Genomic DNA, 10,211 nt, shown 5'->3' on the forward strand with positions numbered 1-10,211 from the left:
CGCCAGGACGACTACAAGCGCGGGCCGGATCACAATTCCCCTTGGCGGCGGCTGAAAGACGACTAGCTCTCTTCAGGGTCCGCTCGAATAGCTGTCTCATGCGCGCCGTCGCCCCGAAACGGCTGCGCAGTTTCAGGCGGCGCGCAAAACTTGTCTTGTCCTGCCGAGCATGATAGCGAACCCCCGATTTCAATCCGGTCAGCAATGCTGCCCAGGCAAAAGGACAAAGGCTAATGGCCAGCAATGATGATGCCGCGGCAGCCGCCGCCAATGGCAACGGCAAACAGGAACAGCCCTCGCTCAACGTGCTTGCGCAATATGTGAAGGACCTGTCCTTCGAAAGCCCCGGCGCGCCGAATTCGCTGCGCGGCCGCGACAAGGCCCCGGGCATCGCCATCAATGTCAACGTCAACGCCAACCCGCTTTCGGACAAGCAGTTCGACGTCAATCTGACATTGAATGCCAAGGCCTCCTTCGACCAGGAAGTGCTGTTCAACGTCGAACTGGTCTATGGCGGCGTCTTCGCCATCAGCGGCTTCCCGCAGGAGCACATGCTGCCGATCCTGTTCATCGAATGCCCGCGGCTGCTCTTCCCCTTCGCGCGCCAGATCATCGCGGACGCCACCCGCAACGGCGGCTTCCCGCCGCTGATGCTCGACCCGATCGATTTCGCGCAGATGTTCCAGCAGCGCATCGCCGAGGACCAGGCCGCCAGCAAGGTCCAGGTGAGCTGAGGAGGCTCGCCACCCATCGTATCGAGAGCCCGGCTTCGCGCCGGGCTTTTTCTTGAGACGTCTGGATTAGCGACGACATTCGTTAGGTCGTCATTCTGGGGCCGAGCAAGGAGCGGAGCGACGTTAGAACATATGCCCTGACGCTAAGGCGCTGCTGCGATTACAGAATTCTGCACCGTTGCGCTCCGCGGCAAGGGTCACGGCATGGATACTCGGGTCAAGCCCGGGTATGATGAAGGGATGGCGGTTCGGCCAATCGCGTCGGTTGGCGCCGGAGCGCCCCGCTCACCCTGCGGCCACCACCTTCAGCCACAACGCCTTTTCGCCGAGCGTGCCGACCAGCCCGGCATGCGCCGCCCGATCCGCCTCGGTGAGGCGCGGCGGCAGCGCGATCGGCCTTGCGCCGATCGAAATGTCGATATCGGCGACTTCGCCGCTGCCGTTCACCTGCACGGCCACGGTTTCCAGGACCAGTGCCGCCTGCTTGCCGCCGATGAGCTCGATATAGACCTCGGCCAGCAATTCGGAGTCGAGAAGCGCCCCGTGCTTGGTGCGGCGGGTGTTGTCGATGCCGTAGCGGCGGCAAAGCGCGTCCAGCGAGTTCGGACCCATCGGATGCTTGCGGCGCGCGATCGCCAGCGTGTCGACGATGCGGCCGGGATCGATGGCCGGATGACCGAGCCGGCTGTATTCGAGGTTCAGGAAGCCAAGGTCGAAAGTGGCGTTGTGGGCGATCAGCTTGGCGCCGTCGGTGAAGGCCAGCCATTCCTCGGCGATTTCGGCGAAGGTCGGCTTGCCGGCCAGATCCGCCGCGCTGATGCCATGCACGGCCTGCGCCTCGGCGTGAATGGCGCGGCCTTGCGGATTGATGAACTTGTGGAAGGTGCGGCCGGTCGGGAAACGGTTGACCAGCTCGACGCCGCCGAGCTCGATGATGCGGTCGTCGCGCAAATCGAGGCCGGTGGTTTCGGTATCGAAGATGATCTCACGCATTCGAATCAATCCGCTCTAAAGAGCAGAATCACAAACCGGAACAAAATGGCAATGGGACTGCTGACAGCGGCCGTCAGGAAGCGTTTTTGCCGGACTTATCCCCGGTCAATTCGCTGACGATGGCTGCCACCGCCGCACGTGCGGCATCAAAACCCTGGCCGGTGTCGACGATGAAATCCGCCTGACGGCGTTTCTCGGCGTCAGGCACCTGCTTGGCGAGGATGGAAGCGAATTTATCTTCGCTCATCCCGGGCCTGGCGAGCACGCGGGCGCGCTGGATCTCGGCCGGCGCGGTGACGACCACGACCTTGTCGACGCGATTGCGGCCGCCGGTCTCGAACAGCAGCGGAATGTCGAGCACCGCAATCGGCGCCCCGGCCGCACGATGCCGAGCCAAAAATGCATCGGCGTCGGCCCGTACCAGCGGATGGATGATCGCCTCCAGCTTTTTCAGCGCGGCGGGATCGCCCAGCACTGTCTCGGCCAGCCTTGCGCGATCGACCACGCCCGCTTTTGTCGTGCCGGGAAAGGCTCGTTCGACCAGGGGTGCTGCCTTGCCGGCATAGAGGCGATGCACGGTCTCGTCGGAATCATGCACCGGAACGCCGGCCTCGGCGAACATCTTTGCCGTGGTCGACTTGCCCATCCCGATCGATCCGGTGAGGCCGAGCACGATCATGTCAATGCGCTTCGATGTCGGCGACGATCATGCGCCGCAATTGCGGCGTCACCTGCGGCCGCTTGCCGAACCAGCGCTCGAAGCCGGGCACGGCCTGGTGCAGCAGCATGCCGAGGCCATCGACCGTCTTCAGGCCGCGCGCCCTGGCGGCAGCAAGCAGCGGCGTCTCCAGCGGTACATAGACGATGTCGGTGACGATGGCATGGCCGGGCAGACCGGCCGGATCGGCGGCAAGGATCTCGTTGCCATGCATGCCGAGCGCGGTGGTGTTGACGAGCAGGCCGGCGTCGGAAAGCAATTCGCCGACCGCGCCGGCGCCATGCGCGGAAACCCCGGCGCCGAACCGGTCGGCGAGTTCCTCAGCCCTTGCCAGCGTACGGTTGACGATGCGGATGTCGTTGAGACCCCGGTCCTTCAGCGCTTGGATGACGGCGCGGGAGGCACCACCCGCGCCCAGCACCACGGCCGGACCATTCGCCGCCCAGCCGGGGGCGTGTTCATCGAGATTGCCGGCAAAGCCGAGAGCGTCGGTATTGCCGCCCCACAGCACGCCGTCTTCCAGCCACAGCGTGTTGACCGCGCCGATGGCTTCGGCGGCCTCGTCGCGGCGTTCGACCAAGGCGAAGGCTGCTTCCTTGTGCGGGATGGTGACATTGCCGCCGCGATAGCCATTCTCGCCGAGTGATTTCAGGAATGCTGCGAAATCCTCCGGCCGAACGTCGATTGCTTGGTAGCTGCCGTCGATGCCGTATTCCTCCAGCCAGTAGCGGTGGATCTTGGGCGAGCGGGAATGCGCGATCGGGTGGCCGGTGACGAAGGCCCGCTTCTCAACCATCGATCGCTCCCAATGCGCGCAGCTCCTTCAGCACCGGCAACAGCGGCAGGCCGACGATGGTGAAATAGTCGCCCTCGATCCTTTCGAAGAGCTGGATGCCCTCGCCCTCGATCTGGTAGGCGCCGACACTCGCCAGCGCCTTGGCGCCGACGCGCGCCAGGTGGCGGCCGATGAAGGCGGGATCGAGCTTGCGCATGGTGAGGCTGGCGATGCCGACATGGCGCCACAGCACTTCGCCATCGCGGCAGAGCACGGCGGCGCTGTTCAGCTGATGGGTCTTGCCCGACAAGGCCAGGAGATGCCTCCGCGCCCCTTCCATATCGGCCGGCTTGTGGAAAATTTCGTCGCCAAGCGACAGCGTCTGGTCGCAACCGAGCACCAGCGCGCCCGGCCGGCGCTCGCTGACCTCGGTCGCCTTGGCTTCGGCAAGGATCGAAGCGACATCCTCGGGAGACACGCCGCTGTCCTGCAAGGGCGCCTCGAGCGCGCGCTCGTCGACGTCTGCCGGCACCGCCTCGATGTCGAGCCCGGCATTGATAAGCATTGCCTTGCGGAACGGGCTGCCCGAAGCGAGGACGATTTTGCCGGCCATACTGGTTCACCAACGGTTGCGATCCGTCCAGCGCCCGTCACCCGTCTCGGCGCTATGCGCCGAGCCACCTTCTCTCAGGACGGAATGCTCACTTATATCGCCTGCCCTAGCGCGTCTTGCCCCGCAGGGCAACGATCGCCGCCGCGGTTTCCTCGATCGAGCGCCGGCTGACGTCGATCATCGGCCAGCCATGCCTGGTGCAGAGCTGACGCGCATAGGCGAGCTCCTCGGCGATGGCGGCGCGGTCGACATAGTCGGTCGGCACGTAGTTGTTGCTGTTGCCGAGGATGCGGTTCTGGCGGACATGCGAGATGCGCTCGGCCGTGGCGACGAGGCCGACGATCAGCGGCGTCCTGGCGTTGATCAGGCTTTCCGGCAGCGGCACGCCGAGCACGATCGGAATGTTGGCGGTCTTGATTCCGCGATTGGCGAGATAGATGCTCGTCGGCGTCTTGGAGGTGCGCGAGATGCCGATCAGCACGACATCGGCATCGTCCATGTTGGCCGGCAACTGGCCGTCGTCATGCTCCATGGTGAAGTTCAGCGCATCGATGCGGCGGAAATATTCGGCGTCGAGCACATGCTGGGCGCCGACGCGCCGGCCGGCCGGCGTGCCGAGATAGGACTGGAAGACGCTGAGCACGGGCTCCAGCACCGAGACGCAGGGCAGGCCCATGGCGGCGCAGCGCTCGTCGATGCTGCGCGCGAGCTTCTGGTCGACGACGGTGTAGAGAATGATGCCGGGCTCCTCCTCGATATCCTCGAACACCTTGGCGACCTGCTTTTCCGTGCGGATCAGCGGATAGATGTGCTCGATGGCGCGCGCGTCCTTATATTGCGCGGAGGCGGCGCGGCCTGCCGCCAGCAGCGTCTCGCCGGTGGCGTCGGAAATCAGATGCAGATGGAAGAAGCTCTGGGGTTTGTTCACAAGAGTTGGTTCCAGACTGTGGGCAGATGTGGACAAGGTTGGACAGAAAGGTCGTGACGTCGAAGGCGACTGTATCAGATGCCACCTTGTCCACAATTCGCCCCGCTGTAGGCTTTGTCGGGGCGCTGGGGACAAAACCGGGGACCAACTTTTCTTGGCCGATATCATCCACAGCTCGAGGTCCGCAGCAGAAGAGCCAAGGCGCTGACTCGAAAGCCTGAATCCAGTTCGTCCCCAAATCGCTCCAAATTGAGAAAGCGGCTGCGCGACAATATGCTGACTGGCCTTTTCGAGCGGCAGGCGGGACAGGTCACAACCACCACAACCAACAGACTCTTAGAATCAGAAGACTCTTTTAAAATAGATATTTGATTTAAGAGACCTGGAGAGGGCGAGCACTGGATGGCTGGGAAACGGATCGTGCTGGACGTCCTCAAGGGCGAGACGGTTTCACCGCCGCCGCTCTGGATGATGCGTCAGGCAGGGCGTTATCTGCCGGAGTATCGCGAGACCCGGAAGCGGGCCGGTTCTTTCCTCGATCTCTGCTATGATCCGGATCTTGCCGTCGAGGTGACGCTGCAGCCGATCGAGCGCTTCGGCTTCGATGCTTCGATCCTGTTCTCCGATATCCTGGTTGTGCCCGATGCGCTGGGACGAGATGTCCGCTTCGAAGAGGGATACGGGCCGATCCTCAAGCCGATTGCGTCGGCCGAAATCGAGGGCCTGGACGGCGAAACGTTTCACGTGAATCTCGAACCGGTCTACGAAACCGTCCGCCGTCTGCGTGCGAAGCTTCCGGTGGAAACGACCTTGATCGGCTTCTGCGGCGCGCCCTGGACGGTGGCGACCTATATGATTGCCGGCCACGGCACACCGGACCAGGGACCGGCCAGGCTTTTCGCCTATCGCGAGCCGGAGGCCCTTGCACGGCTCCTGAAGATACTGGCCGACCATTCGGCCGCCTATCTCATCCGCCAGATCGACGCCGGCGCCGATGTGGTGCAGATTTTCGATTCTTGGTCGGGCGTTCTCGATGAAGCGTCCTTTGAGGCGTTTTGCATCGAGCCCGTTGCCGAGATTGTCCGGCAAGTGGAGGCCGCGCGTCCGGATGTTCCGGTGATCGGGTTTCCCAAGGGCGCCGGCGAGCGCTATCGCGATTACAGGAAGAAGACCGGGATCACCGGGCTCGGGCTCGACTGGACCGTGCCGCTGTCGATGGCAAAGGAATTGCAAAGCGAAGGCGCGGTGCAGGGCAATCTCGATCCGCTTCGCCTGGTTGCCGGCGGCAGGGCGCTGGCCGACGGCGTCGACGCCATCCTTCGCACGCTGGGCAACGGGCCGCTGATCTTCAATCTCGGCCACGGCATCACGCCGGAAACGCCTGTGGCACATGTCGAGGCCATGGTGAAAATGGTGCGGAGCCATCGATGACAGAGACGATCAACGAGAACAGCGCCGGCCAGGCGATGAAGCGCATGTTGATCGGCATCGTCCTGCTGGTCGTCCTGACCGCCCTGCTCTTCCTTGTGGCGCCGGACAGCTTCTATCCCTGGGCGAAGGCAATCCATGTGATTGCCGTCATCGCCTGGATGGCCGGGATGCTCTATCTGCCTCGGCTTTTCGTCTATCATGTCGACGCCGAGAAAGGCTCCGTGCAGTCCGAGACCTTCAAGGTGATGGAGCGCCGGCTGCTGCGCGCCATCATCAACCCGGCGATGACCGTGACCTGGGTGTTCGGGCTTTGGCTCGCCTGGAAGGGCTTCGGTTTCCAGGGCGGCTGGCTGCACGCCAAGATCCTCGCCGTGCTGCTGCTTTCGGGTCTGCACGGCTATCTCGCCGGCGCGGTGAGAAAATTTGCCGAGGACAAGAACGAAAAGCCGGCGAGGCACTGGCGGATCGTCAATGAACTCCCCACATTGCTGATGATCGTCATCGTCATCCTGGTCATCGTGAAGCCGTTCTGAGGCTTCCCCACACCCGGCAAAAGGCGGCTTGCTCTTTCAGGCGACCGACGATAAAAGACGGGTCTTCCTTCCCGTCATGCGCCGCCCCTTTCTCGCTTTCGGCCGCGCCCGGCATTTGTCGCATCCAGCCGATTTTTTCTCCCCAAAGCCTACCCAGAGTCCATCTAATGCAAGAAATGAAACTCGCAGAGTTCAAAAACAAGAAGCCGCCGGAGCTGATCGCTTACGCCGAATCGCTCGAGGTGGAGAACGCCAGCGTCATGCGCAAGCAGGAGCTGATGTTCGCGATCCTGAAAAAGCTCGCCATCCAGGACGTCGAGATCATCGGCGAAGGCGTGGTCGAGGTACTGCAGGACGGTTTCGGCTTCCTGCGCTCGGCCAACGCCAATTACCTGCCGGGTCCCGACGATATCTATATTTCACCGTCGCAGATCAGGCGCTTTTCGCTGAAGACCGGCGATACGGTCGAAGGGCCGATCCGCAGCCCGAAAGAGGGCGAGCGTTATTTCGCGCTGCTCAAGGTCAACACCATCAATTTCGATGATCCGGAGAAGATCCGGCACAAGATCCACTTCGACAACCTGACGCCGCTCTACCCGACCTCGCGGCTGAAGATGGAGGTCGACAATCCCCCGACCAAAGACATCTCGCCGCGTGTGATCGACCTGGTGGCGCCGATCGGCAAGGGGCAGCGCGCGCTGATCAACGCTCAGCCGCGCACCGGTAAGACGGTGCTGTTGCAGAACATCGCGCACTCGATCACCGCCAACCATCCGGAATGCTATCTGATCGTTCTTCTGATCGACGAGCGTCCCGAGGAAGTGACCGACATGCAGCGCTCGGTCAAGGGCGAAGTCATTTCCTCGACCTTCGACGAACCGGCGGCGCGCCATGTGCAGGTCGCTGAAATGGTGATCGAGAAGGCCAAGCGCCTGGTCGAGCATGGGCGCGATGTCGTCATCCTGCTCGATTCCATCACCCGCCTCGGCCGCGCCTACAACACCGTGGTGCCGTCATCCGGCAAGGTGTTGACCGGCGGTGTCGACGCCAACGCGCTGCAGCGTCCGAAGCGCTTCTTCGGGGCCGCCCGCAACATTGAGGAAGGCGGGTCGCTGACCATCATCGCCACCGCGCTGATCGACACCGGCAGCCGCATGGACGAAGTCATCTTCGAAGAGTTCAAGGGCACCGGTAACTGTGAAATCCAGCTCGACCGCAAGGTGGCCGACAAACGCATCTACCCGGCGATCGACATCCTCAAGTCCGGGACCCGCAAGGAGGACCTTCTGGTGCCGCGTTCGGATCTGCAGAAGATCTTCGTGCTGCGCCGGATCCTTGCGCCGATGGGAACGACCGATGCGATCGAATTCCTCATCGACAAGCTCAAGCAGACCAAGACCAACGCGGATTTCTTCGATTCGATGAATACCTGATCGGGCGCCGAGGGACCGGTCCTTTCTTCGGCATACAAGACGGAGCAAGGAGCGCGGCGACGCTGCGCAGAACCCTAAGTCCATGCCGTTGTTTTTTGAGCTTTGCGGCGGTGCAGAATTCCGCACCGCGGCATTCGTCGGAAGCGCCGCGACATAGATCCTGGGTCAAACCGAGGAGACGAAGCTGTTTATTCCCGCCGCAACAGCTTCTCCAACTCGCCCGCATCCGTAACCGCCGGCAGGCATGTCTGTCCGCTGCAGAACCAGGCTCCCGGCTTGTCCGTCGGCGGCAGTACGCCGCCCGGCAAAAGCGGTTGATTCGCTTCCGTACCGATGGGCAGTACGACATCGACCCGGCGTGGATCGGAACTTCGATTCGCCACCGGAACAAGGCTTGAGGAATCAAGCTTGTCTATGATGACGAGCTTCAGCGGTTCGAGCGCCAGCGCGCACGCGTTGATGATGCCGGCCTGGCCGTAGGCTTGCTGCGCGGCGCGACCCATGGCGTGTTCGGCTGTCGTCCATGCCTTTGCCCAAAGATCGTGATCGCCGGTAAGGGACGAGAGCCGGACCAGCGCCTCGACGATCTGGCCGGTGGCGGAGGGGATTGCCTCATCGACATCGCCGCGGATACGGATCGGCACATCGACGCTGTCGGACGCCGTCAGATAATAGCCGGTCTTTTCAGGATCCTGATGCCAGCGGTCGAGCCGATCGATGAACTGCCGGGCATGGTCCATATAGGCAGAACTGCCGGTTGCCTCGAACAGCGCGATCGCCGCGTTGGTCATGGCGGCATAGTCGCTCGACAGCGCCGGGAAAAGCTTCTTGTCGCCGAGCATCGAATGCGGCAGGCGGCCGTCCTTGCTGGCTTCGACGATGTGGGCGAAGGCCTTGACGGCGGCGTCCACCCAGTCGGCTCGCCCGAAGGAGCGGCCCGCTTCCGCGAGGGCCGCAATCATCAATCCGTTCCAATCGGTAAGCGCCTTGGCGTCGCGGCCGGGCCTGACGCGATTTTCTCTGGCAGCTAGCAATTTCGCCTTCAGCGCTGCGAGCTGAGCGTCATCGCTGATCCCCTGGCGCTGCTGTGCCTCGCTGTGGCGGATGATGGGCTTGCCTTCCCAGCCATGCGGAGCGGCGAGCTCGAAATATTGGAAGAAGCGAGCGGAATCAGCACCGAGTGCGGCTTCAACCTCTTCCGCGCTCCAGGTGTAGAACAACCCCTCCGCGCCTTCGCTATCGGCATCGAGGCTGGCGGCGAAGGCGCCGCCCTCGACGCGCATTTCCCGCAGCAGCCAGGCCACGGTTTCCTCGATTCGCTTGCGAAACAACTCATTGCCTGTTGCCGCGAAGGCCCAATTGCACATGCGGATGAGCTGGGCGTTGTCGTAAAGCATCTTCTCGAAATGCGGGACCAGCCATTCGGCATCGGTCGAGTAACGGCTGAGACCGCCGCCGACATGGTCGTAGATGCCGCCGGCGAGCATTTTTTGCAGGCTGATGAGCACGGCGTCGCGATGGGCGGTCTGGCCGTCGCGCAGCCAGGACAGCCACAGACTGTGCATGAAGGGCGCGTTGGGGAATTTCGGCGCGCCGCGCAAGCCGCCGAGATCGCCGTCGACCATGTCCTCGATGCGGCCGGCGAGATCGGCAAGCGTGCCGCGGTCGAGCACCGCCTTTCCCTTCGCGCCGGCCAGCCGCTGCTCGACATGGGTGGTCAGCGCGTCGGCGCTTTGGCCAAGGCTCTCCTGCTTCTCGCGCCAGGCCTTGTCGACCGCCTCCAGCACCTGGACAAAGCCCGGCCGTCCATAGCGCGCCTCGCGCGGGAAATAGGTGCCGCCCCAGAAAGGCTTGCCATCGGGGGTGAGGAACATGGTCAGCGGCCAGCCGCCCTGCTCGCCCATGGCATGGAGTGCCGCCATGTAGATCTGGTCGATATCCGGGCGCTCCTCGCGATCGACCTTGATATTGACGAAGAGGCGGTTCATGACGGCGGCGGCGGCATCGTTCTCGAAGGTTTCATGGGCCATGACATGGGACCAGTGGCAGGGGG

Annotated in this window: 10 protein-coding genes; 4 read left to right on the forward strand and 6 right to left on the reverse strand. The window is 63.1% G+C overall.

Translation table 11 applies throughout. The features are described 5' to 3' along the window. Window positions 1-233: 233 nt before the first annotated feature. Window positions 234-734, forward strand: a complete 501-nt coding sequence (gene secB, locus EOA79_RS24810) for a protein-export chaperone SecB (protein WP_067323500.1) — start codon at window positions 234-236, stop codon at window positions 732-734. A gap of 285 nt (window positions 735-1,019) precedes the next feature. Here the strand turns inward: secB and dnaQ are convergent, their stop codons facing one another. The 5 genes from dnaQ to EOA79_RS24835 form a co-directional block, all read right to left on the reverse strand. Next, complete coding sequence (dnaQ, locus tag EOA79_RS24815) at window positions 1,020-1,727, reverse strand: DNA polymerase III subunit epsilon (RefSeq protein ID WP_095825105.1); 708 nt, start codon at window positions 1,725-1,727, stop codon at window positions 1,020-1,022. Window positions 1,728-1,800: 73 nt separating this feature from the next. Next, window positions 1,801-2,406 carry a dephospho-CoA kinase gene (gene coaE / locus EOA79_RS24820; RefSeq protein ID WP_127217282.1) on the reverse strand — a complete coding sequence of 202 codons (606 nt, stop codon included), beginning with the start codon at window positions 2,404-2,406 and terminating at the stop codon, window positions 1,801-1,803. A gap of 1 nt (window position 2,407) precedes the next feature. Next, window positions 2,408-3,241: a shikimate dehydrogenase gene (locus tag EOA79_RS24825; RefSeq protein ID WP_127335187.1), complete on the reverse strand. Its 834-nt coding sequence runs from the start codon at window positions 3,239-3,241 to the stop codon at window positions 2,408-2,410. After that, complete coding sequence (locus tag EOA79_RS24830; protein ID WP_067323506.1) at window positions 3,234-3,833, reverse strand: Maf-like protein; 600 nt, start codon at window positions 3,831-3,833, stop codon at window positions 3,234-3,236. The genes EOA79_RS24825 and EOA79_RS24830 overlap by 8 nt, the downstream gene beginning before the upstream one ends. Window positions 3,834-3,939: 106 nt before the next feature. Next, entirely contained in the window at window positions 3,940-4,761 is an 822-nt protein-coding gene (locus tag EOA79_RS24835; protein WP_067323508.1) for a pyruvate, water dikinase regulatory protein, read from the reverse strand. 402 nt (window positions 4,762-5,163) lie between these two features. On the opposite strand from EOA79_RS24835, the gene hemE reads away from it, so the two are divergent. The 3 genes from hemE to rho all read left to right on the forward strand — a co-directional run bounded on the left by hemE (window position 5,164) and on the right by rho (window position 8,158). Continuing rightward, complete coding sequence (hemE, locus tag EOA79_RS24840) at window positions 5,164-6,192, forward strand: uroporphyrinogen decarboxylase (RefSeq protein WP_095825108.1); 1,029 nt, start codon at window positions 5,164-5,166, stop codon at window positions 6,190-6,192. After that, a complete protein-coding gene (gene hemJ / locus EOA79_RS24845; RefSeq protein ID WP_095825109.1) occupies window positions 6,189-6,725 on the forward strand; it encodes a protoporphyrinogen oxidase HemJ in 537 nt (178 codons plus the stop codon). Before hemE ends, hemJ begins: the two co-directional genes overlap by 4 nt. A gap of 167 nt (window positions 6,726-6,892) precedes the next feature. Next, window positions 6,893-8,158: a transcription termination factor Rho gene (gene rho / locus EOA79_RS24850; protein ID WP_082953824.1), complete on the forward strand. Its 1,266-nt coding sequence runs from the start codon at window positions 6,893-6,895 to the stop codon at window positions 8,156-8,158. Between the two features lie 188 nt (window positions 8,159-8,346). Here rho and EOA79_RS24855 read toward each other — a convergent pair. Next, window positions 8,347-10,211 (reverse strand): thioredoxin domain-containing protein (locus tag EOA79_RS24855; RefSeq protein ID WP_164893938.1); only part of this gene is annotated, 1,865 nt, incomplete at its 5' end.

The sequence above is a fragment of the Mesorhizobium sp. M1A.F.Ca.IN.020.03.2.1 genome (assembly GCF_004023205.1).
GTDB lineage: Bacteria > Pseudomonadota > Alphaproteobacteria > Rhizobiales > Rhizobiaceae > Mesorhizobium.

Bases quoted from the DNA above. Each gene is read 5' to 3' on its own strand.
- secB (WP_067323500.1), top strand. From the start codon at position 234: ATGGCCAGCAATGATGATGCCGCGGCAGCCGCCGCCAATGGCAACGGC.
- dnaQ (WP_095825105.1), bottom strand. From the start codon at position 1,727: ATGCGTGAGATCATCTTCGATACCGAAACCACCGGCCTCGATTTGCGC.
- coaE (WP_127217282.1), bottom strand. From the start codon at position 2,406: ATGATCGTGCTCGGCCTCACCGGATCGATCGGGATGGGCAAGTCGACC.
- EOA79_RS24825 (WP_127335187.1), bottom strand. From the start codon at position 3,241: ATGGTTGAGAAGCGGGCCTTCGTCACCGGCCACCCGATCGCGCATTCC.
- EOA79_RS24830 (WP_067323506.1), bottom strand. From the start codon at position 3,833: ATGGCCGGCAAAATCGTCCTCGCTTCGGGCAGCCCGTTCCGCAAGGCA.
- hemE (WP_095825108.1), top strand. From the start codon at position 5,164: ATGGCTGGGAAACGGATCGTGCTGGACGTCCTCAAGGGCGAGACGGTT.
- hemJ (WP_095825109.1), top strand. From the start codon at position 6,189: ATGACAGAGACGATCAACGAGAACAGCGCCGGCCAGGCGATGAAGCGC.
- rho (WP_082953824.1), top strand. From the start codon at position 6,893: ATGCAAGAAATGAAACTCGCAGAGTTCAAAAACAAGAAGCCGCCGGAG.